Source organism: Pseudoalteromonas sp. 2CM28B (assembly GCF_023161935.1).
The window spans coordinates 280754-302960 of sequence record NZ_JALNTH010000005.1; the positions used below are offsets into that span (position 1 = coordinate 280754).

The following is a 22207-nucleotide window of genomic DNA, read 5'->3' on the forward strand; positions in this document are numbered from 1 at the left end:
ACATATTAACATTGAGAAATTAATGAAAAAACACGCATTAGCTTTAAGCTGTTTATTAAGCGCCCCAGTAATGGCCATTGATGTAGCGCACACATCGACCCCTATTACTATTGATGGCGTATCTGAAAGCGCATGGGATAAAGCAACGTGGCATGATATGCCGCATTTAATGGATGGCACCTTGCCCTCATCAGATGCCGACTTTAAAGGCCGCTACCGCCTGCTGTGGGATAAAAACTACCTGTATTTACAAGCTGATATAACTGACGATGTACTTATTGATACGCACCCAGACCCGACCGTAAAATATTGGGATGACGATGCGCTGGAAATTTTTATCGATAGCGACGCGTCAGGTGGTATTCACCAGTTTAACCATACCGCGTTGGCATATCATATTGGCCTTGATAACCAAGCCGCCGATTACGGCCCCGATAAAAAAGCCCATTTATACACCGACCACTTAACAAGTAACTGGAAGCGTAATACCCAAGCCCCTTATAACATCACCTGGGAAGTTGCTATAAAGCTCTACCCTAACGATTACCAAGAAGGCGCTGTAAACACGCCCATTACGCTTAATGAAAAACAAGTCATTGGCTTTATGCTAGCGTATTGCGATAACGATGGCAGCAAAGTACGCGAGCACTTTATGGGCTCTCACGAAGTACAGCCAGTCAATGGCGACAGAAACCGCGGTTTTATAGACGCAGATGTCTTTGGCAAAATTACCCTGCTACCAAAAAGTAAGTAACTACCAATAAAATAATTGAAAACGTTGGGTTGAGCGTAGCGAAACCCAACGAAAAAGCACCCTACCAATACGCACTACCACTATGTATTGTTGCAGATTTATATAGCCTACTGACTTTCAGCTTAAACCAGCCTATTTAGCTGCGCCGTTATAAACTGACCGCTGATAACTTATAGCTGACAACTCTTGTTTTAACCCACAAAAAAGCCGCTGTATTGCAAAATACAGCGGCTTTTAAACCATTACTCTAAATTAATAGATTATGATTTTGGAGCACGACCCGCACGCTTACGCTCACTTTCAGTTAAGTGACGCTTACGAATACGAATGTTCTCAGGTGTTACTTCTACTAACTCGTCATCATCGATAAACTCAAGCGCTTGCTCAAGTGTGTAGTTCAATGGTGGCGTCAATGTTTGTGCTTCATCTGTACCAGATGCACGAACGTTAGTAAGTTGCTTACCTTTAAGTGCGTTAACTGTAAGGTCGTTATCACGGCTATGAATACCGATAACCATACCTTCGTAAACTTCAACACCGTGACCGATGAATAATTTACCACGCTCTTGTAAGTTGAATAATGCGTTAGTAAGTGCTTTACCTGTAGCATTTGCAATCATTACACCGTTCTTACGAACACCTAGCTCGCCACCTTTGTGTGGACCGTAGTGATCGAATGTATGGTAAAGTAAACCAGAACCTGAAGTTAACGTCATGAACTCAGTTTGGAAACCGATTAAGCCACGGCTTGGGATCATAAAGTCTAAACGCATACGGCCCTTACCATCTGGTGCCATATCAGTAAGTTCACCTTTACGAAGACCAATTTGCTCCATGATAGAACCTTGATGCTCTTCTTCACAGTCAATTGTTAGTGTTTCGTACGGTTCTTCTAATACGCCATCAACAGTGCGTAAGATTACTTCTGGACGAGATACAGCTAGCTCGTAACCTTCACGACGCATGTTTTCGATTAAGATACCAAGGTGTAATTCACCACGGCCCGATACGCGGAAGCTATCTGGGTTGTCAGTATCAGCAACACGAAGTGCAACGTTATGTACTAATTCTTTGTCTAAACGCTCACGAATATTACGTGATGTTACAAACTTACCTTCTTTACCACAGAAAGGAGAGTTATTTACAGAGAACGTCATTGTTACTGTTGGCTCATCAACACTTAGTGGTGGTAATGCTTCAACGTTGTTAGGACAACAAACAGTGTCTGAAATCTTAAGCTCGCCAAGACCTGTTACCGTTACAATGTTACCAGCGTAAGCTTTATCTGTTTCGATACGCTCAAGACCTAGGTAGCTTTGTACTGAACCAATTTTGCCGTTACGCGTAGAGCCATCAGCACTAACAATCGTTACTTGCTGGTTAGGCACAACAGAACCACGTTTGATACGGCCGATACCGATTACACCTTTATAAGAGTTGTAATCAAGCTGAGAAATCTGCATTTGGAAGTCACCTTCAGGATCTGCATCCGGTGGTGATACTTCGTCAACGATCATTTGGAACATAGGTTCCATGTTGTCAGACGGCTCATCTAAATCTAGTGTAGCCCAACCGTTGATTGCTGAAGCGTAGATTACTTTAAAGTCTAGCTGTTCGTCAGTTGCACCAAGGTTGTCGAATAAATCAAAGATTTGATCCATAACCCAATCAGGACGTGCACCTGGCTTGTCGATTTTGTTGATAACAACAATTGGTTTTAAGCCTTGCGCGAATGCTTTTTGCGTTACGAAACGCGTTTGCGGCATTGGACCTTCTTGAGCATCAACAAGTAATAATACTGAGTCAGCCATCGAAAGTACGCGTTCAACTTCACCACCAAAATCGGCGTGTCCCGGGGTATCTACGATATTGATATGGTAGTCTTTCCAAGAAATGGCTGTGTTTTTAGCCAAAATGGTAATACCACGTTCTTTCTCAATGTCGTTTGAGTCCATCACACGCTCTTCGTTACCGCCGCGTGTTTCTAATGTACCTGATTGCTCAAGTAGTTTGTCAACCAATGTCGTTTTACCGTGGTCAACGTGCGCGATAATCGCTATATTTCTTAACTGTTCGATGCTCATATTTTTACTCAGAGAAGTTTATTCTCATTGATCCTGCAAGATCTACGCACTCATCTGCGTTTTCACCAGATGTCCCAGCATAGGATTTAAAAGGGCGCATATTATCCCTCATTAATGACATGGATGAAAGTTTATCCAATACAATTTTAAAAACTTTCTTAATACTTTTACTAAGTATCTGTTTTTTATATGACAATTATATGAAATAAATTTCGACAAATTACATAAATTGTCGTTTTTTAGCTAATTTGTTGATTGCTTTGGCACTATTTACTATTTAAGTTAAGCTGATTTAGGTGATTAAAATACGTGCAGAATCGAGCGTGAAATTTTTGCACCAATGTGGATATTTTACGCACCATAAAAGTGCAAAGCCCGTGACCACTTTTGTGCAACCATAATTTTTAACTTAATAAACAGCAAGTTAAAATAATGGCATAAAATCGGCTTACTAAAAAGCCAAAGCATTTAATGCAGCAATAATAAAACCCAACAGTTGGAGGACACATGTCACAATCGGTTTTAGATTTTATTAAAGAAAATGACGTTAAGTTCATTGATTTACGCTTTACTGATACTAGAGGTAAAGAACAACATGTTTCTATTCCTCATCACCAAGTAGATGAAGATTTTTTTGAAGACGGCAAAATGTTCGACGGCTCTTCAATTGCAGGTTGGAAAGGCATTAACGAATCAGACATGGTACTTATGCCAGTAGCTGATTCAGTAAAATTAGACCCATTCACAGAAGAAGCTACGCTAATCGTACGTTGTGATGTTGTAGAGCCATCTACACTACAAGGCTACGAGCGTGACCCTCGTTCAGTTGCTAAACGCGCTGAAGAGTACATGAAATCTACCGGTATCGCAGATACAGTTTTATTTGGCCCTGAGCCAGAATTCTTCCTATTTGATGATGTTAAATACAAGTCAGATATGTCAGGTTCTATGTACAAAATTGATGCTGTTGAAGCAGCATGGAACTCTGATAAAGACTACGAAGGTGGTAACACAGGTCATCGCCCAGGTGTTAAAGGTGGTTACTTCCCATGTTCACCAGTTGACTCTTCACAAGATTGGCGTTCAGCTACTTGTTTAGTACTTGAAGAACTAGGCCAAGTAGTAGAAGCACATCACCACGAAGTTGCAACAGCGGGTCAAAACGAAATCGCAACTCGCTTTAATACAATGGTATTAAAAGCGGATGAAATCCAAGAGATGAAATATGTTATTCATAACATGGCTCACCTTTACGGAAAAACGGCCACATTTATGCCTAAGCCTGTTGTAGGCGATAACGGCTCTGGTATGCACTGTCACCAATCTTTAGCAAAAGACGGTGTTAACCTTTTTGCTGGTGATAAGTACGGTGGTCTTTCTGAAGATGCACTTTACTACATTGGCGGTATTATTAAGCACGCTAAAGCAATCAATGCGTTTGCAAATGCCTCAACTAACTCGTACAAACGTTTAGTACCAGGTTTTGAAGCACCGGTAATGCTTGCATACTCTGCACGTAACCGTTCTGCATCAATCCGTATTCCAGTTGTACCATCTGAAAAAGGTCGTCGTATTGAAGTACGCTTCCCAGATCCAACTGCTAACCCATACCTTGCTTTCTCTGCAATGCTTATGGCTGGCCTTGACGGTATCAAAAACAAGATCCACCCTGGCGATGCTATGGACAAGGATTTATACGACCTACCAGCAGAAGAAGCAGCAGAAATTCCACAAGTTGCATCTTCACTAGATGAAGCGCTAGAAGCACTTAGTGCTGACCGTGAATTCTTAACGCAAGGTGGCGTATTCACTGATGATTTAATCGATGCTTACATTGCTCTTAAATCTCAAGAAGTTGAAAAACTTAACATGACAACTCACCCAGTTGAGTTTGAAATGTACTACAGCGTTTAATACGCCGTAGACAAAATTATCGATAAGATAATAAATGTGTGTTCTCAAGCCCGCTTAGCGGGCTTTTTTTTATGGTAAATTAGGGTTATCTCCACTAAAGTTATGTAATTACAAAATATGCAGGGTAGCAATGTGAATTACAGGATATTATTACTATTTTTTGCTTTAGGATTAAGCATTTATAGTTATGCAGGCAATAAGAAAATTTATGCTTGGAAAGATAAAAATGGTGTTTTAGTGTTCTCAGATACACCACGTAGTGGCGCGCACGAAATAAAACTAAGCAGCCAAGATCTTACCCTGTCTGAAACCGATAAACACACCCCTGGTTCACCACAACCAACGCACCCTAACCGTTTTCAAATTATGATATCGTCGCCTACACATAACCAAACCGTACGCGAAAACACCGGCTCGGTGTACGTAACAAGCCGCATAACACCCCGTTTTGAAGCTGGCTTTACCATACAGCTATTTTTAAACGGTAACGCTTATGGGCCCGCAAGCGATTTATCAACGTTTGCCATTCGGGATGTAGAAAACGGAGCTCATACTTTGTATCTCAAACTTTATAATAAACAAAATCAAGCCATTGCTATCAGTCAGCCCAGTACCTTTGTGATGCAAAGAAAGGCTGTAAATTAAGTACAATGTCTCATGAAGCAAAATTAGCGCAGCAGTATTTACTGATTAAAACTTGCTTGCAAATATTAACGCACTAAAGTGGTGCAAAGATGTCAAACGAACAAAATTTTAGCCCTGAACTTCTCAATGCCATTTGGCAAAATCAAACTACATCGGTCATGTTACTTGATAAAAGTTTTACCCTTGTTTATGCCAACACCAGCACCAGCGAACTACTCGGCTTGGGTAAAAAGCGCATTATTGGGCAAACCTTTAACAGCTTATTTAATTACCATTCTGTGGATTTAGAGCGCATAGCCCAGTACTCACTTATTGATGGTGTAGATTGCAGCCAGCACAGAGCTGACGTGGTCTTTATAGATTCTCGCCATGCAAAAATAGCTATTACATCGCGCCAAGTTAAGTTTAAAAACGAACGCTATATTTTACTTGAGTGTCGTAAAACCGATGAAGAAATAAAACACGACAAAGCCTCTAACCAAATGCATCAATATCAAGCTGCACGAAATTTAATTAGAGGGCTTGCTCACGAAATTAAAAATCCTTTAGGGGGAATACGCGGAGCGGCGCAGTTATTGCAGTATGAGGTAGATCAACAAGAAAGGGACGAATGCGCTGAGCTTATAATTGAGCAAGCCGACCGATTACGCGAATTAGTTGATAGGCTACTTGGGCCAAATCAGCTTCCGCAAAAGTCGTATGGCAATATTCACCAAACACTTGAGTCGGTTGTTAAATTAAGCACATTAGATAATTGTAAAAATATTAGTCTAGTTAAAGATTACGACCCAAGTATCCCTGATGTGTTTATTGACCAAGGCAAGGTTCAGCAAGTTGTACTTAATATTGTACGCAATGCTCAACAGGCGTTAGTTGATGGCGGTGAAATAAAAATAAAAACCCGCATTAATCATCAGTATCGCCGCCCCGGAAAAGCCCCTAAAAAAGCCTTGTTGATCCAGGTTTCTGATAATGGACCAGGCATAGACCCAAGCGTTCGCGAAACATTGTTTTACCCGATGATCACCAACAAAGAAGGTGGCTCAGGGCTAGGGCTTTCAATCGCACAAACGCTCATAGATCAGCACGACGGTTATATAGACTGCGATAGCTGGCCTGGCCATACTGAATTTAATATCTATCTGCCTTTTGCAGATTAATGTTTTGGAGTTGGCATGAAAACAGTTTGGCTTGTAGATGATGACGCATCAATTCGCTTTGTATTAGAAAAAGCGCTGACACGCGCAGGGTTTGAAGCAGAAAGCTTTGCAAATGCGCAAGACGTGTTAAGCGCGCTAAAATTTAGCCAGCCAACCGTGTTGGTATCTGACGTACGGATGCCAGGCATGGACGGCATGGCATTGCTTGAACTCATAGCAGAGCAAAACCCAGGGCTGCCGGTTATTATAATGACCGCCCACTCAGATTTAGACTCAGCGGTTAACGCATTTCAAAAAGGCGCGTTTGAGTACTTAGCCAAGCCATTTGATTTAAACGAAGCCGTGGCATTAATCGAAAGTGCCTGTAGAGCAAATTCAACTAAAAAAACTAAGCGTAAACAAGTTCCACCTAAAAGCGCGCACATTATTGGCGAAGCCCCTGCGATGCAGGAAGTGTTTAGAGCGATAGGTAAACTGTCGGCTTCAAGTATGAGCGTACTAATTAATGGTGAGTCTGGCACAGGTAAAGAGCTTGTTGCCAGCGCTTTGCATAACCACAGCCCACGTAAAGAAAACCAGTTTATTGCATTAAACATGGCCGCTATTCCAAAAGAGCTTGTGGAGTCTGAGCTATTTGGCCACGAAAAAGGCGCATTTACTGGTGCCGATAGCGTTCGTAAAGGCCGCTTTGAACAAGCCAATGGCGGCACACTGTTTTTAGATGAAATTGGCGATATGCCACTGGATGTGCAAACACGTTTATTACGTGTACTCGCCGATGGTGAATTTTACCGTGTGGGCGGGCACCAAAGTATTAAAGTTGATGTACGCATTATTGCTGCAACGCATCAAAATTTAGAAGATTTAGTAAAACAGGGTAAATTTAGGGACGATTTATTTCATCGTTTAAACGTTGTGCGCCTTCGTTTACCGGCTCTTAGAGAAAGAACTGAAGACATTGAGCGCCTAGCGCAGCACTTTTTACACAAAAGCGCAAAAGACCTACAAGTAGAAAGTAAAGTGCTAAGCCCAAAAGCCACAGAGCAGCTTAGGCTATTTAGCTGGCCTGGTAATGTGCGCCAACTTGAAAATACCTGTCGCTGGTTAACCGTTATGGCCCCTGGTGAATTAGTAAGTGAGCAAGACCTACCACCAGAGATCATTGATGCAGCGCCTGTTCAACAAGAAGGTGATTGGCTTGATGCGTTTCAGCAATGGCTCAACCAAGAGCTTAAGCAAGGTAAAGAAAACATTTGGCCTGATATTCAAGCTCAGCTTGAAACTCGCCTTATAAAAACAGCACTGGCTAATTGCTCTGGCCATAAACAAGATGCAGCCATAAAAATTGGCTGGGGGCGCAACACGTTGACCCGCAAATTAAAAGAGCGCAATATTAGCTAGTTTCTAACTGTTACTCGTTGGCCCTAGGATGAAATTAATAGAACACATTCCATTGTTTAAACAAATGGAAATAGTGAATAGATTGCACTTTTTTAAAGACTTCAGCCTTGCTGAACGCCAAGTGCTACTAGAGTCGTTTGGGTTATTGTATTTAGTTAACCAGCATCAGTTTTTATTTAAACAATACGATAACGACAAACGCTTATACATTGTATTAAGTGGTGCGTTACTTGTTTTTAAACATAACCACTTGCTGGAGCTTGGCACTATAGAGCCCGGTGAGTTTATCGGTGAAGGCGCATTTATTAATAACCGCGAGCGCAGTACGAGCGCTCGCGCTAAAACCGACACCATAGTACTTGCCATTACCCCAGAGGCACTTACTCGCTTGCCTAATGTAATACGCGAAAAAATTAAAGATAGAATCATAGAAGGTATGAGTCTGCGCATTGCAAAGCTGAGTGAGCACATAGAAACCCACGGTTAACTCTATCCCTCAGTCCATATAAACAATTTGTAGTGAGCAATCAAGCCAGCTGGGGTGATTAACATGCGCCGTAAATGTATACGTATCGGATGGCTTAGCGCCAAAGGGCGTCGCTACAAGCGGCTGTGAGTGGCTATATGTTTGCGAGTAGGTTTTATAATAAATAACAACATAACCATATAAAAACTCCCAACCTAACCTTACAACAGCGCCACTGGGTAAGGTAAAGTCAGCATATTTATCTGTAAATGTGACGAGTAAATCATTGTACTTGTCTTCGCTGCAATGAGTTGTTCTTAGCCGAGACGGCATAGTAAAAGCGTCTTCTCCATCAGTGCTCTTTAAATAAAAGCCTATATTGCCATCACCATAAAAATGATTTGAACGCGTTGTATAGTTAACTTGTGGCTCGTAACCTAGCCCCTGCATAATAGTAGCTAACTGCTCAGTTTCTTTTGGGTAAATTTTATCGCTTGATAAGAGTAATGTAGCCTCACCAAAGGTAGATGGGATTTCTAGCGCTACGTATTCATAAGGAAGATTTTGTGCTTTTAGCGCAGCATCGAGCTGCTTGCGCTGCTCATCTTGCAAGTTTTCGCTAAAAACATAAACGGTAGGTTGTTGGCACGCAGTTAATAATAGCGCCCACATACAGATTAAAATGCCATTTTTCATAGTGACCCTCCAATGATTACAATTGTAGTCTATTGGAGGAAACTATCTATAGCAACTTAATACTCATGTGCTTAATTAAGTATTATTGTACGTTGGTATAATTTGTTTGGCTGTCTAACCAGGCATCTACACTTTGGCGCGTATATAAAACTTCGTTAAATAAGCGATGACGTTCAAATTCCAGTTTTGATTTTTTAAGTGGATCACCACTAATTAGCCGACTGTGCGTATCGTTAAACTTAGAAATAACCGAAAAGCCGCGTTCATCTTGCTCTTTTTGTGTTTTTACCGAGTTAGCTAAGTGAGCTCTTACATCATCTGCTGTCAGCATATCTGAATTATCTAAGCCCATTAGCTCTTTTTTCATTGCTAATCTTATGCCCATTTACTGCTCCAATTATATGCAGACCTAAACAATTAAAACGGTGAGATAATTACCATGTTTTAGGTACGATTTTTTATTTGCCAAAGCAATAGCAAATAGCACACCAAATTTTTGCTAGAGCATACGCATCAAATGCTGCAGTTTTTTTAAAGTTGAAAAAAGTTTTATATTTATCACTCTTTTTTATCCCACTCGGGCGAGCTTGCTAGGTGCAAAAAACAGTGCAAGCCTTTATACTTGCTGCTTATGCGCCACCAACAGAGATAACCATGTCAGAAGAATACATTGAAATTGAACTTGAAGAAGAACCTATAGAGCTTTGTAAATTACTAAAAGTACTCGATTTAGTAGAAGGTGGCGGCCAAGCTAAAAACCTAATAGCGCAAGGCTATGTTGGGGTTAACCATGAAATATGTACAATAAAACGGAAAAAATTATACAGTGGCGATGTACTTGAATTTGATGGCGATCTTTTTCAACTCACTTTAAGTGAAGATGCGACTCCTGTAGAGCGCCCAGTCGCAACAACCCAGCCGCAGCCAGAAAAAACACCTAATGAAACAGCTCAAAAGCCGGCAAAAAATAAAAGAAAGCGCACTAAAAAGCCAAAGGTTGATGAAAATACAGGGCGCCGCCCTATCTCATTTGGCTAGCCCTTAGCGCTTTGTGCCGTTTTTATTATATGTATAGGCTAGCTTGAACAGTTAGCCTTTTTGCTCTTTAATTACCTCGTAAAATACAATAAAAACAAGGTAATAATATGACAACCTCAGCCACACCCAATTGGTTTAAACCCGCCCTGTGGGCAGCACTTATCTGGAATTTATTAGGTGTGTTTGCATTTATAATGCACCTTATGATGACCCCCGAGATGATAAGTAAACTTCCGCTAGATCAACAAGCTGCATATTCAAACGTGCCTTTATGGTCTACCATTGCGTTTGCTGTAGCGGTATTTGGTGGCACCCTTGGCTGCATACTACTATTGGCCAAAAATGCATTTGCAACGCCTACCTTTGCGCTATCGTTGGTAGCGATATTTATTCAGCAATTTTATAATTTCATTGTGATAAATAGCATTAAAATGCTGGGGGTAAGCGCGGTGTTTATGCCTATTTTAGTGATTGTTATTGCGTTTTTGCTTTTATATTTAAGTATAAAAAGAAAACAACAAGGTTGGTTGAACTAACTTCCCCCCCTTTTGTAAACTCATTATTTTGCTACTTGAAAAAACAATTTTAGGTAGCACTTCTATACTTAGTACTGTCTAAAAAACATGCATTGCGCTACCTGCTTTTTAGCCTGATTTGTCATATTTATTATCTCTGGTATGCACTTTGCAAACTATTGGCAAATAAACACGTTATTTTATCAAGGACATAATCCTAACTATCAAAGGGGCAAAAAATGAATAGTTTCGACACCCAACAACAATTAACGATTAATGGCGAGCAATACCATATTCACTCACTTAAAGGATTAGGCGACAAAGCAAAGCGATTGCCCTTTTCTCTCAAAGTATTACTAGAAAACCTATTACGCAATGAAGATGGCGTAAATATAAAAGAACAAGACATTCAAGCCCTTCTTGACTGGGACCCTAAAGCAAAGCCCTCAGCTGAGGTGGCCTTTACGCCGGCACGTGTGGTAATGCAAGACTTTACAGGTGTTCCCGCCATTGTTGATTTAGCTGCCATGCGTGATGCAATGGAAAAGCTAGGTGGCGATCCTGCAAAAATAAACCCGCTTTCTCCTGCTGAACTTGTAATTGACCACTCAGTACAAGTAGATGGCTATGGTGACGACGGTGCGTTTGATTTAAATGCCAAGCTAGAATACGAACGAAATAAAGAGCGCTACGAATTTTTACGCTGGGGGCAAACTGCTTTTGATAATTTAAAAGTAGTGCCACCAGCTACAGGTATTGTGCACCAAGTAAACTTAGAGTTTTTAGCGCGTGTTGTTTTTAACGACAGTGAAAACGGAAAATCAATAGCCTACCCAGACACCCTTGTAGGGACTGATTCGCACACCACCATGATTAATGGTTTAGGTGTGCTAGGCTGGGGCGTAGGTGGTATTGAAGCCGAAGCAGCCATGCTTGGGCAACCAATTAGCTTGCTTATTCCTCAGGTAGTGGGCTTTAAATTAAATGGCCGCTTACCCGAGGGCACCACAGCTACCGATTTAGTGCTCACCGTTACCGAAATGCTACGTAACCACGGCGTAGTGGGTAAATTTGTTGAGTTTTATGGTGACGGCCTAGCTGATTTACCGCTCGCCGATAGAGCGACCATTGCCAACATGGCGCCAGAGTACGGTGCAACATGTGGTATTTTCCCCATTGATGATGAAACAATTAACTACCTGCGTTTAACGAACCGCGATGAAGATCATCTCAAACTGATTGAAGACTACGCTAAACACCAAGGCTTATGGCGCCATGAAGGCGACGAAGCGCATTACACAGACAACCTTGAGCTTAAATTAGACGACGTAGTACCTAGCCTTGCAGGCCCTAAACGCCCACAAGACAGAATTACACTTGATAAAGCCGGTGATGTGATAGGCCAGCACCTAAAAGGCTTCCAAGATGAGCGTATGGCTCGTCGTAATAAAAGCGATATTGAAGAAGCGCGCATTGAAAGTGAAGGCCCAACAACCAACCCTGATGAACCGGTAGACGAAGCGCAGTTTATGGGTGCAGCCAAAGTGAAGTTTAAAGGCCAAGAATTTGAACTAAACGATGGCGCCTGTGTTATTGCCGCTATTACAAGCTGTACAAATACCTCTAACCCCAGTGTTATTTTAGCCGCAGGCTTAGTGGCTCAAAAAGCTAAACAGCTGGGTATTAATGTAAAACCGTGGGTTAAAACATCGCTTGCACCCGGTTCGCAAGTGGTAACCGACTACCTTGAAAAAGCAGGCCTAATGGATGACCTAGAAAGCTTAGGCTTTAACTTGGTCGGTTATGGTTGTACCACGTGTATAGGTAACTCAGGCCCGCTAGCAGATGAAATTAGCGAAGCTATTCAAAAGCATAAGCTAGTTGTAAGCTCTATTTTATCGGGTAACCGTAATTTTGAAGGGCGTATACACCAAGACGTTAAAATGAACTTTTTAGCCTCGCCTCCACTTGTGGTAGCGTATGCCATTGCAGGGCGTACAGACATAGATGTATACAACGAACCTTTAGCGCAAGATGAAAACGGTAACGATATTTACCTAAAAAATATTTGGCCAAGCGTGAGCGAAGTCAGCGAACTAGTACAAAAAACGGTAACCAGAGAAATGTTCGAAAAAAGCTATGCCAACGTATACGAAGGCGACAGCCGTTGGCAAAAAATTCAAATTCCTGATGGTAAGCTCTATGATTGGGATGATGGGTCAACTTACATTAAAAAAGCACCATTCTTTGAGGGCATGAGCGTTGAACCACCAGGCGTGCCAACAATTGAAGGGGCGCGTTGTTTAGCTAAACTTGGCGACTCAGTAACCACTGACCATATTTCTCCTGCGGGGGCCATTAAAGCTGAAGCGCCAGCCGGTATTTACTTACAGGAAAAAGGCGTAGAAAAAGCGCAGTTTAACTCGTACGGTTCACGCCGTGGTAACCACGAAGTGATGATGCGAGGCACATTTGCTAACGTTAGGCTTAAAAACTTACTCGCACCAGGTACAGAAGGTGGCGTTACTCGCACCCAACCTGATGACAAGCTTGCCAGCATTTACGATGCCGCAATGGAATATGAAAAGAGTAACACACCATTAATTGTGTTAGCTGGTAAAGAGTACGGTACCGGTTCATCACGCGACTGGGCAGCAAAAGGCTCGCTTTTATTAGGTGTAAAAGCGGTGGTTGCACAAAGTTATGAGCGTATTCATCGCTCTAACCTCATTGGTATGGGTGTACTGCCTTTACAGTTTAAAGAGGGTGAGAGCCACGAATCATTAAATTTAACTGGCCAAGAGCAGTTTGATATTGAAGGTTTGTACGACAAAACGAATGAAGTGAGCATTATTGCCACTAATGCTGAGGGCAAAAAAGTCAGCTTTAGCGCCGATGTACGTATAGATACCCCTAAAGAGTGGGATTACTACAAGCACGGCGGTATACTACAATACGTTTTACGTAACATGCTTGACTAATCATATACTTAAAACTAAAAAGCCTAGCAGTCGCTAGGCTTTTTTATGCGCTAAATAATTAACGAGTATTGCAACTTGGTATTGCTTTTAACTGGCTGTGAGCCCTTAGCGTAACGAAGGCGCTGTAACTCAGCTCACAAATTACAAACCCCGCACGATTAAACCCCCCTCATAATGAGTAAGCTTTAATGTTAAGCGCACAATAAAATTTAGTACCCACCTATACTTTGCATCTCTTTACTACGCTGCTCTAATTTTTGCTTTGCCTTTTCGGCATCTTCAAACAGTTTTTGAATAGATTCAGCGTTGTAAACGGTAGGTGTAGGTGGTTGAATACTCTTTTTTGAGGTGCTTGCACTGCTACTCAAAATTGAGGTGTCTTCTGCGGCTACAACAGTGACATCACGGGCATCAAGTTTTACCTCAATACTTTTGCCATCTGCATTAGGCGTATCTGAAAAATGCCATTGGCCGTTTTTATCTTGCCACTTATAAATTTTGCTACCGGGTTTAATTGTCGCCGCATCATTGTTTACACTCTGCGCAATTTTATCGCCTGCTTGCTTTGCGCCTTGCACTGCCTGATTAAGCGTATTGCTAGATAACGCGACCATTTTTTCTTTAATTTTGTGAGATTCAGCACTAATAGATGAACTAGAAAGCCATGTTTGGCCATCTGGCTTTTTTAGGTAAAACAAAGAGATAACAGCAATGATCATGACTGATATTGCCAAGTAGGTGAAGTATTTCATAGCGTTCCTGCTTAAAAATGAATCCTTGAAAGGCAAGTCTAATAAAAAATACTTAATCAGGCAATTTTTTTGCAATAAAAAACGCAACCTAAGTTGCGTTTAAATAGTTGTTTAGCATTCGCTTTTTTTAAATACCATCGCCGTCAATATGCAGCCCGCACTCGCGGTTTAAACCAAAAAAGCGCGTTTCTTCTTCGCTCATACCTGGCTCAAGTTTACGCGTAGTATGCACATCACCCATCGACACATAACCTTGCTCCCATAATGGGTGGTAAGGTAAATCATGCTTGGTAAGGTATTGATATACATCGCGGTTTGACCATTCAATAATCGGGTACACTTTTACCGTACCTCGGCTTATCTCAACAAACTGTTTATCTGCACGGGTCGACGATTGGTCACGGCGCAAGCCACTAAACCAAGTACCGGCACCAATTTCTTTTAATGCGCGGGTCATGGGCTCTACTTTATTAAGCTGATTATATTGCTTAATACCGTCCTCGCCTTGTTCCCATAATTTACCGTATTTAGCTTCTTGCCATGCAGGGCTTAGCTCAGCTTTATACACCTGTAAATTAAGTGATAGGCGCGCTGTCATTTGCTCAATAAACTGATACGTTTCTGGAAATAAATAACCCGTATCGGTTAATACCACAGGAATATCAGGACGCTGAGATGTTACTAAATGCAGCATGACCGCCGCTTGAATACCAAAGCTTGATGATAAAAAAGCTGTATCGGGTAAGTTCTCTAGTGCCCATGCAACACGCTGCTCCGCACTCATTGGTGCAAGTATGCCGTTTGCATCTGCAAGCAATGCCGCTTGGCTTTGCTTATCAAGCTGTAATATGTTTTTAAATTCACTCATGGTCAATTTTAAACCTCACCCACGCTCCGCGTGGGTATTTAATTAAGCGTGAAAATCGGTTACTGATACTTTTACTTCAGCAACAATGCCTTTGCGAATTACAAAGTCACCAAAACATTCACCGTCGTTTCGCTCACTTGCCCACTGGCCAATTAGCTTATCAAACGCGTCTAGGTAAACATCTTCACCTACGTTTTCTAGGTACAGTTTAGGAATGCGTGTACCTTCTAAATTACCACCTAGGTAAACGTTGTATTTACCAGGGCCTTTACCTACTAAACCAGCTTCTGCAAGCATTGCGCGGCCACAACCGTTAGGACAACCTACAACACGCATAATAATGCTGTCATCAGGTATGCCATGCTTAGCAAGTAGTGCTTCGGTTTTTTCAATTAAGCTTGGTAAGTAACGCTCAGCTTCGGCCATAGCAAGCGGACACGTTGGCAATGCTACACACGCCATTGAGTTTTTACGTTGCTCAGTGTCTTTGTCATCAATTAGGCCGTGGTTACGGGCAATTTCTTCAATAACTGCTTTTTGATCGGCAGGCACACCGGCAATAATTAAGTTTTGGTTAGCCGTCATGCGCATATCGCCTTGGTGCACTTCTGCAATTTTACGACAACCTGTTTTTAATGGCTTACCTGGGTAGTCTAAAATACGGCCGCTTTGTATAAATAGCGTAAGGTGGTGCTTGCCATCAATGCCTTCTACCCAACCGATACGATCGCCACGGTGAGTAAACTCATAAGGGCGGCTTGGTGCAAAGCTTACACCGGCACGTTTTTCTACTTCCGCTTTAAATACGTCAGACCCAACACGGTCTAGTGTGTATTTAGTTTTTGCATTTTTACGGTTAGAACGGTTACCCCAATCGCGCTGTACTGATACAACGTGCTCAGCAATTTTTAAAGTGTCTTCTAGGGCAATAAAACCAAAGTCGTCAGCTTTGCGCGGATACGTAGCCGTATCACCGTGGGTCATAGCTAGGCCACCACCTACAAGTACGTTAAAGCCAACAAGCTTGCCATCTTCAGCAATAGCAACAAAGTTTAAGTCATTCGCATGCACATCAACTTCGTTGTTAGGCGGAATAGTAACCGTGGTTTTAAACTTACGCGGTAGGTAGTTAGAACCTAAAATTGGCTCTTCTGTAGTTTCTGCTTTTTCGCCATTTAACCAAATTTCAGCGTATGCTTTCGTTTTTGGAAGTAAATGCTCAGAAATTTTTGCAGCCCACTCATACGCTTCTTGATGTAACTCTGACTCAACAGGGTTAGTCGTACATAGTACGTTACGGTTTACATCGCCTGCGGTGGCAATAGAGTCAATACCAACGCTATTAAGCATTTGGTGCATGCCTTTAATATTTGGCTTTAATACACCATGAAATTGAAACGTTTGACGTGTTGTTAAACGAATACTGCCGTAGCTTGTTTTTTCATCGGCAAATTTATCAATTGCTAGCCATTGCTCAGGCTTGATAATACCGCCAGGCATACGTGCACGTAGCATTACATTGTGCAGCGGCTCTAGCTTTTGCTTTGCGCGCTCAGGGCGTATATCGCGGTCATCTTGCTGGTACATACCGTGAAAACGTATAAGTTGGAAGTTATCGGCTGTAAAACCACCGGTAATTTCATCTTTTAAATCTTGCTCTATGGTGCCACGTAAAAAGTTACTTTCTCTTTTCAAACGTTCGTTATCAGAAAGTTTTACGTTTTTATCTTGTTCGCTCATTTTAAATCCTAAATTTGTTACAGTGACGGCTGCTAGCTGTTAATAAAATAAGAAACGTGATTAATACACGTCTTTCTGATAGCGGTTAGCGCTACGTAAGTCTTTTAAATATTGCTCTGCGTCTTCGTAGCTTTTACCGGTGTTTTCGCTGATGATATCAACTAAGGCGTTGTGTACATCTTTTGCCATGCGGTTTGCATCACCACACACATAAAAATGCGCTCCTGCTTCTAGCCACTCAAAAATTTCTTTTGAGTTTTTGCGTAGTTTGTCTTGTACGTATACTTTTTCGGCTTGGTCACGGCTAAATGCAACGTCAACTTTGCTTAATAGGCCTGATTTTAAATAACCCTGAATTTCTACTTGATACAAGAAGTCTTGTGTAAAATGTGGGTTACCGAAAAACAGCCAATTTTTGCCTTGTGCTTCTCGCGAGTCACGCTCTTGTAAAAATGCACGGAATGGCGCAATACCGGTACCTGGGCCAACCATAATAATGGGGGTATTATCATCGCTAGGTAAACGGAAGTTGTCGTTGTGCTCACTAAATACTTTAACTTTACACCCTTCTTCAGCACGGCGTGCTAAATAACCAGAGCAGCCACCTAAATGTTCGCTGCCAAAGGCGTCAAACTCAACTAAACCTACCGTTAAGTGCACTTCCTCTTCAACCTCGCTTTGGCTTGAAGCGATTGAGTATAAGCGCGCTTGTAGTTTACGTAGGCAATCAACTAAGGTTTGTGCGTCTATTTTTGCAGGATTTTGTGCCACTACATCAAAAATTTGACGAGGCTCAATGTACTCACGCATCGCGGCTTTATCTTCTACAAGCTTTAGTAGCTCTGGCGTGCCCGTTGCAACTGCGTATTTTTCTACAAAGCCTGGGTATGACTGAGTAAGCTCTAACTTTTCGATTAATGCATCGCGAATAGGCAGTGACTCTTCGCCCACTTTTACAAGTGTGCCTGAATCGATTTGCGTGTGTGTTAGTAGCTCATCTACGCGGGCTTCATCATTTAAAAAGTACACGCCTAATGAATCACCAGGTAAGTAGGTGATGTCTGAGCCTTCAAGCGAAATCTCAACATGGCGTACATCTTTAGTAGAATCGCGCCCTGTAATTTTTTGTACGGTAACAAGCTCTGCCGCAAATGGGTTTTGCTTAGTGTATTGGCTTGCTGCCGCTGTTGGCGCGCCAAATGGCATTGATACAACTTGGCCGCCAGCAGCATCTTGCTGCGCTTTTAAATCAGGTTCGAATGCATCAAGTGCACCGGTGATCCAAGTGGCTGCTTCATCATCGTAATCAACATCTAGGTCGGCACGTTGGAAAATAGTTTCTGCGCCAAGTTTGTTTAAACGCTCTTCAAAGTCTTTTGCTGTTTGGCAGAAAAATTCATAGCTAGAGTCGCCTAAACCCAGTACGGCTACTTTAACGCCATCTAACTTAGGTGCTTTTTTGGTAGTTAAAAATTCATACAGTGTTTCAGCATCTTCAGGTGGCTCACCTTCACCGTAGGTAGATACAACAACGGTTAAAAACTTTTCTTTTTTCAGGGCTGTAGGTTTGTAGTCAGACATGCTCACAAGTTTTACAGCTAAACCGCGCGACTCTGCTTGCTCTTTAAGCTTAGTCGCCACACCTTTTGCATTACCTGTTTGCGAACCATACAAAATAGTAAGTGGCGCAGCATCGCTTGCAGCCGCAGTAGGCGCTTGCCCACCAAGAGCCGCAGAATTAGCATTTGCAGCTAAGTAACCACTTACCCACGCTTGCTGAATCGGATTAAGTTCTGCTACTAAGCCTTGCAGCTTTTGTACTTGCTCTTGCGATAGCGGGCTTGCCGCTGCGTTAAGTTGACCTAACAACATGAATTTGTTCCCCATAACCCTGAAAATTACATACAGCCCACATAATGCGCTGTTCAAAATGAGTTTTACCTCACCCAGAGTAACTCTGCTGAGGTTTTATTAGTGTGCAGGATAGCGGGCTATGCGGTGAGAAAAAAAGAATAGAATCTGCTTTGTTATTCCATTTAGTTATTAATTTATATAAAGACCTTCAAAAACAGCTTAAAGGCTGATTATTGCTATTTTATTAATTTTGTATTTAACAAATTTGTAACCTTGCACAGATAGTGTATGTTATTTACTCAACTATAAAAAATAGGAACAATCATGTCACACGGGACATACAAAAATAAGTTACTTAGCACGGCATTACTAATTGCCGCCACCCCAGCAATGGCCAATGTCGCAAATGGCGGCTTTGAGCAGTGGACAGGCTATACGCCTGACGCGTGGACCACAATTGATAGCGGTATTAATGTATCGCGCTCAACCAGTATCGTAAATAACGCAAACAGCGCGGCGGCTATTAATGTGACCACCGGCTCGCAAAGCAATACCGATTTATTACAACAAGTTAGTGTGGAGGCTGGCAAAACATATGATTTCTCAGTGGATGTATATCACACTGAAGGAAGCATAAGAGCCCGCCTGTATGTAGATGGCTACCAAGGGTACTCTAACCAAGCGCAAACTAACCAGTGGCAAACAATTAGCCACAGTTATACGCCTAGCAGTAATAAAACCATTAATGTTGGTTTACGTTTTTACGATATGAGCGGCTTTGATGGCAATGAAACCGTTTATGTAGATAATTTTTTGCCTAATACAGACGGCGGCGCTTCAGGCAGCTGTAACGACCATAGCCTTACTTTAACACTTAATACCGATAACTACGGCAGCGAAACCAGCTGGGTGGTTAACAACAGCCAAGGTAGCAGCGTAGCCAGTGGTAGTGGTTATGCCTCTAACACACAATATAATGAGCAACTATGTTTAACTGATGGCGCATACACCCTAGTTATAAGTGACAGCTATGGCGACGGTATGTGCTGTAACGTAGGTAATGGTAATTACGCGCTCACTCAGGGCAGCACCACACTTGCCAGTGGCGCAAGTTTTAATAACACAGATAGTACAACTTTTGAATTAGGCGATAGCTCTGGCGGTGATACTGGCGGTGGCACTAACCCAACACCAACAGGTTATTACGTAACAACTCAGGGTTTATCTGGTTATGCATTAAAAACTGAACTTTATAACATTATCAAAAACCACAGCTCGCAAGGTTACTCGGCTATTTGGAACTTTTACGATTCTTCAGCACGCGATAAATACTTTGAAAACGATAACAGTATTTTAGATATGTATAGTGAAAAGCCAAATGGTAGCGACAGCTATACTTACACCGCGGTGAGCGATCAGTGTGGTACTTATAACAGTGAAGCAGATTGCTATAACCGTGAGCATTCGTTCCCTAAAAGCTGGTTTGGCGGCACAAATGAGCCAATGAATTCAGACGTGCACCACATTTATGCAACCGACGGTTATGTAAACTCAAAACGTAGTAACTACCCTTTTGGTGAAGTGGCTAGTGCATCATTTACATCAACAAACGGTAGTAAAGTCGGTTCAGCAGCAAGCTCTATTAATTACTCAGGTACGGTGTTTGAGCCAATTGATGAGTTTAAAGGTGACTTTGCCCGCGCTTATTTTTACATGGCAACCCGCTACGAGAATGTAATAGGCTCGTGGCAAAATAACACAACTGCCAGTAATGCAGTCCTTAATGGCACAAGCAATCAAGTATTCGAAAACTGGGTGGTAGCTATGCTACTTAACTGGCATAACGCCGACCCTGTTAGCCAAATGGAGCTTGACCGTAACCAAGCAGCTTATGAGTTTCAAGGTAATCGTAACCCGTATATCGATCACCCTGAATTTGTTGAGATGATTTGGTAATAGCCTGCTTATAACTTTTTAGCCCCAGCCTTAACTGGGGCTTTTTAATAACTGTACTTTTTGTTTGGCAATAAGTGACGCTACATACTGCTTTTCTAAATCCCACGGATGACGCTTCCAGCCCTTAAAACCAAAACCGATAATATGCACCTGAGCTTGCTGCTTTAAAAAGTGCTCAATGGCTAACATTCCCGAACTGGGTGTTTTAGCTTTAAAAGCAGGTTTGCCAAACGTATATAAGTGTTTTAATAATGCTGTTTTATCGTGCTGGGCGATTCGACTCACGTTTGCACGCGGGCTATATTTGCGTATTATTTCATCGCCATGGTCAATACAGCCCCTGCGGTTAATTAGCTTATAAAAAGGTTGAGTAAATAAGTTAGGTTTTGGATCAGTGATCATGACATTTTTCAGCTGCGTTATATCTATATCTGGAAACGCTGTACAAAGCATTGCGCCTTGCTTACCTCTTCCTACTAGCCATAAATCAGTACATTTACGGCCTAAGTATGCAGGCATGTTTGCACACATATTAAAGCGCACCACTCTATCAAAGCTATTTAGAGCTTTACTTACATCCTTTTCGACGGGGCCATTACCTATAATTAACACTGTTTGCTTAGCCATACTACGCTCCTTGTACCTTTATTAGCGCATACTAACGTGCCCGCCACACTTTACCAGCAAACTTATATTAAACTTTTTTTGCAGCCACACACTGTACGGTAAATTAACAGGCGTTACTTTTGATTTAAGGCCTGCTCTGCACGCTCTATTGATTCGTAGCGTTTACCTGTAATTTTTATCAGCCATACTTTATCTGTAAAGGTGCGGCTTAAATACACTGTTTGCCCATTTGGGATTTGCGGCATAAAGGAAGAAATAGATTCCCACTTGCCATCAACCTGCTCTTTTAGCTTCAAACTAGCGTTAAAGTGCGACCCCTCTGCGTTAGGCTTTACTTCAAGCGCCGTCATTTGCGTATCATCACCAATTTCTATCATTGCACTTTTATTTAATAGCGTGAGTAGCTGAGGTTGATGCGTAGGGCTTAGATTTTTTAAAGCCTGCTCTATTTTACTATCTACGGTAATCTCATTCTGTAATTTATAAATACTGGCCTTAATTGCAAAAACAGGCTCTGCGTAACTGGGGTTTATAAAAAACAGTGAACTGATAAGCACTAAAATAGCGCTAGTAAATTTATTCGGCATATTATATCTCCTTATTAAAATCGAATTGAGCATACCTTATATTTTGTTAAATTGAATATAAGCTATTAATATTCATAATATTCTTTATATTAATAAGCATGAATATACGCTTTTAGACTATTTATAAATACTAATTTTAGCGATAATAAAACGCTTAACTAATCAAATA

Annotated in this window: 19 protein-coding genes; 10 read left to right on the forward strand and 9 right to left on the reverse strand. The window is 41.7% G+C overall.

All coding sequences use genetic code 11. The annotated features are described in order from the left end of the window. Positions 1–22 precede the first annotated feature (22 nt). Complete coding sequence (locus MTN96_RS10080; RefSeq protein WP_248451547.1) at positions 23–754, forward strand: CBM9 family sugar-binding protein; 732 nt, start codon at positions 23–25, stop codon at positions 752–754. A 260-nt stretch (positions 755–1014) separates the two neighbouring features. Here MTN96_RS10080 and typA read toward each other — a convergent pair whose 3' ends face one another. Continuing rightward, positions 1015–2838 carry a translational GTPase TypA gene (gene typA, locus MTN96_RS10085; protein WP_004589455.1) on the reverse strand — a complete coding sequence of 608 codons (1824 nt, stop codon included), beginning with the start codon at positions 2836–2838 and terminating at the stop codon, positions 1015–1017. Between the two features lie 507 nt (positions 2839–3345). Here typA and glnA point away from each other — a divergent pair. The 5 genes from glnA to MTN96_RS10110 all read left to right on the forward strand — a co-directional run bounded on the left by glnA (position 3346) and on the right by MTN96_RS10110 (position 8445). Then, entirely contained in the window at positions 3346–4752 is a 1407-nt protein-coding gene (gene glnA / locus MTN96_RS10090) for a glutamate--ammonia ligase (protein ID WP_024031998.1), read from the forward strand. Positions 4753–4884: 132 nt separating this feature from the next. Beyond that, a complete protein-coding gene (locus MTN96_RS10095; RefSeq protein ID WP_024031997.1) occupies positions 4885–5397 on the forward strand; it encodes a DUF4124 domain-containing protein in 513 nt (170 codons plus the stop codon). An 89-nt stretch (positions 5398–5486) separates the two neighbouring features. Next, positions 5487–6557 carry a nitrogen regulation protein NR(II) gene (gene glnL / locus MTN96_RS10100; protein WP_054983367.1) on the forward strand — a complete coding sequence of 357 codons (1071 nt, stop codon included), beginning with the start codon at positions 5487–5489 and terminating at the stop codon, positions 6555–6557. A gap of 15 nt (positions 6558–6572) precedes the next feature. Beyond that, positions 6573–7958: a nitrogen regulation protein NR(I) gene (gene glnG, locus MTN96_RS10105; RefSeq protein WP_004589451.1), complete on the forward strand. Its 1386-nt coding sequence runs from the start codon at positions 6573–6575 to the stop codon at positions 7956–7958. Between the two features lie 28 nt (positions 7959–7986). Further along, positions 7987–8445, forward strand: coding sequence for a Crp/Fnr family transcriptional regulator (locus MTN96_RS10110; protein ID WP_054983366.1), 459 nt, complete (start codon positions 7987–7989; stop codon positions 8443–8445). Positions 8446–8454: 9 nt separating this feature from the next. Here the strand turns inward: MTN96_RS10110 and MTN96_RS10115 are convergent, their stop codons facing one another. Both MTN96_RS10115 and MTN96_RS10120 read right to left on the reverse strand, forming a co-directional pair. Beyond that, a complete protein-coding gene (locus MTN96_RS10115; protein WP_054983365.1) occupies positions 8455–9120 on the reverse strand; it encodes a hypothetical protein in 666 nt (221 codons plus the stop codon). An 82-nt stretch (positions 9121–9202) separates the two neighbouring features. Further along, positions 9203–9505 (reverse strand): hypothetical protein, encoded by a 303-nt coding sequence (locus MTN96_RS10120; RefSeq protein ID WP_004589447.1) that lies wholly within the window; start codon positions 9503–9505, stop codon positions 9203–9205. A 269-nt stretch (positions 9506–9774) separates the two neighbouring features. Here MTN96_RS10120 and MTN96_RS10125 point away from each other — a divergent pair, with 269 nt between their 5' ends. From MTN96_RS10125 to acnA, 3 genes are all read left to right on the forward strand, one after another. Beyond that, a complete protein-coding gene (locus MTN96_RS10125; RefSeq protein ID WP_054983404.1) occupies positions 9775–10158 on the forward strand; it encodes an RNA-binding S4 domain-containing protein in 384 nt (127 codons plus the stop codon). Between the two features lie 107 nt (positions 10159–10265). Continuing rightward, complete coding sequence (locus MTN96_RS10130; RefSeq protein ID WP_054983364.1) at positions 10266–10694, forward strand: hypothetical protein; 429 nt, start codon at positions 10266–10268, stop codon at positions 10692–10694. A 218-nt stretch (positions 10695–10912) separates the two neighbouring features. Then, entirely contained in the window at positions 10913–13654 is a 2742-nt protein-coding gene (gene acnA, locus MTN96_RS10135) for an aconitate hydratase AcnA (RefSeq protein ID WP_248531452.1), read from the forward strand. A gap of 209 nt (positions 13655–13863) precedes the next feature. On the opposite strand, the gene MTN96_RS10140 is transcribed toward acnA, so the two are convergent. The 4 genes from MTN96_RS10140 to MTN96_RS10155 form a co-directional block, all read right to left on the reverse strand. Continuing rightward, positions 13864–14406, reverse strand: coding sequence for a DUF4124 domain-containing protein (locus MTN96_RS10140; protein ID WP_024031991.1), 543 nt, complete (start codon positions 14404–14406; stop codon positions 13864–13866). 127 nt (positions 14407–14533) lie between these two features. Further along, the gene (locus MTN96_RS10145) at positions 14534–15274 is read right to left on the reverse strand and encodes a phosphoadenylyl-sulfate reductase (RefSeq protein ID WP_004589442.1); all 741 of its coding nucleotides are present in this window, start codon (positions 15272–15274) and stop codon (positions 14534–14536) included. Positions 15275–15316: 42 nt separating this feature from the next. Continuing rightward, on the reverse strand, positions 15317–17014 hold the full coding sequence (cysI, locus tag MTN96_RS10150) for an assimilatory sulfite reductase (NADPH) hemoprotein subunit (protein WP_024031990.1): 1698 nt from the start codon (positions 17012–17014) through the stop codon (positions 15317–15319). A 60-nt stretch (positions 17015–17074) separates the two neighbouring features. Further along, the gene (locus MTN96_RS10155) at positions 17075–18886 is read right to left on the reverse strand and encodes an assimilatory sulfite reductase (NADPH) flavoprotein subunit (protein ID WP_054983363.1); all 1812 of its coding nucleotides are present in this window, start codon (positions 18884–18886) and stop codon (positions 17075–17077) included. 306 nt (positions 18887–19192) lie between these two features. Here MTN96_RS10155 and MTN96_RS10160 point away from each other — a divergent pair, with 306 nt between their 5' ends. Beyond that, on the forward strand, positions 19193–20824 hold the full coding sequence (locus MTN96_RS10160; RefSeq protein ID WP_248531459.1) for an endonuclease: 1632 nt from the start codon (positions 19193–19195) through the stop codon (positions 20822–20824). 30 nt (positions 20825–20854) lie between these two features. Here MTN96_RS10160 and MTN96_RS10165 read toward each other — a convergent pair whose 3' ends face one another. Next, complete coding sequence (locus MTN96_RS10165) at positions 20855–21451, reverse strand: hypothetical protein (RefSeq protein ID WP_248531461.1); 597 nt, start codon at positions 21449–21451, stop codon at positions 20855–20857. 113 nt (positions 21452–21564) lie between these two features. After that, entirely contained in the window at positions 21565–22038 is a 474-nt protein-coding gene (locus MTN96_RS10170; RefSeq protein ID WP_004588695.1) for a hypothetical protein, read from the reverse strand. Positions 22039–22207 lie beyond the last annotated feature (169 nt).

Bases quoted from the DNA above. Each gene is read 5' to 3' on its own strand.
- MTN96_RS10080 (WP_248451547.1), top strand. From the start codon at position 23: ATGAAAAAACACGCATTAGCTTTAAGCTGTTTATTAAGCGCCCCAGTA.
- typA (WP_004589455.1), bottom strand. From the start codon at position 2,838: ATGAGCATCGAACAGTTAAGAAATATAGCGATTATCGCGCACGTTGAC.
- glnA (WP_024031998.1), top strand. From the start codon at position 3,346: ATGTCACAATCGGTTTTAGATTTTATTAAAGAAAATGACGTTAAGTTC.
- glnL (WP_054983367.1), top strand. From the start codon at position 5,487: ATGTCAAACGAACAAAATTTTAGCCCTGAACTTCTCAATGCCATTTGG.
- glnG (WP_004589451.1), top strand. From the start codon at position 6,573: ATGAAAACAGTTTGGCTTGTAGATGATGACGCATCAATTCGCTTTGTA.
- MTN96_RS10110 (WP_054983366.1), top strand. From the start codon at position 7,987: ATGAAATTAATAGAACACATTCCATTGTTTAAACAAATGGAAATAGTG.
- MTN96_RS10115 (WP_054983365.1), bottom strand. From the start codon at position 9,120: ATGAAAAATGGCATTTTAATCTGTATGTGGGCGCTATTATTAACTGCG.
- MTN96_RS10120 (WP_004589447.1), bottom strand. From the start codon at position 9,505: ATGGGCATAAGATTAGCAATGAAAAAAGAGCTAATGGGCTTAGATAAT.
- MTN96_RS10125 (WP_054983404.1), top strand. From the start codon at position 9,775: ATGTCAGAAGAATACATTGAAATTGAACTTGAAGAAGAACCTATAGAG.
- MTN96_RS10130 (WP_054983364.1), top strand. From the start codon at position 10,266: ATGACAACCTCAGCCACACCCAATTGGTTTAAACCCGCCCTGTGGGCA.
- acnA (WP_248531452.1), top strand. From the start codon at position 10,913: ATGAATAGTTTCGACACCCAACAACAATTAACGATTAATGGCGAGCAA.
- MTN96_RS10140 (WP_024031991.1), bottom strand. From the start codon at position 14,406: ATGAAATACTTCACCTACTTGGCAATATCAGTCATGATCATTGCTGTT.
- MTN96_RS10145 (WP_004589442.1), bottom strand. From the start codon at position 15,274: ATGAGTGAATTTAAAAACATATTACAGCTTGATAAGCAAAGCCAAGCG.
- cysI (WP_024031990.1), bottom strand. From the start codon at position 17,014: ATGAGCGAACAAGATAAAAACGTAAAACTTTCTGATAACGAACGTTTG.
- MTN96_RS10155 (WP_054983363.1), bottom strand. From the start codon at position 18,886: ATGTTGTTAGGTCAACTTAACGCAGCGGCAAGCCCGCTATCGCAAGAG.
- MTN96_RS10160 (WP_248531459.1), top strand. From the start codon at position 19,193: ATGTCACACGGGACATACAAAAATAAGTTACTTAGCACGGCATTACTA.
- MTN96_RS10165 (WP_248531461.1), bottom strand. From the start codon at position 21,451: ATGGCTAAGCAAACAGTGTTAATTATAGGTAATGGCCCCGTCGAAAAG.
- MTN96_RS10170 (WP_004588695.1), bottom strand. From the start codon at position 22,038: ATGCCGAATAAATTTACTAGCGCTATTTTAGTGCTTATCAGTTCACTG.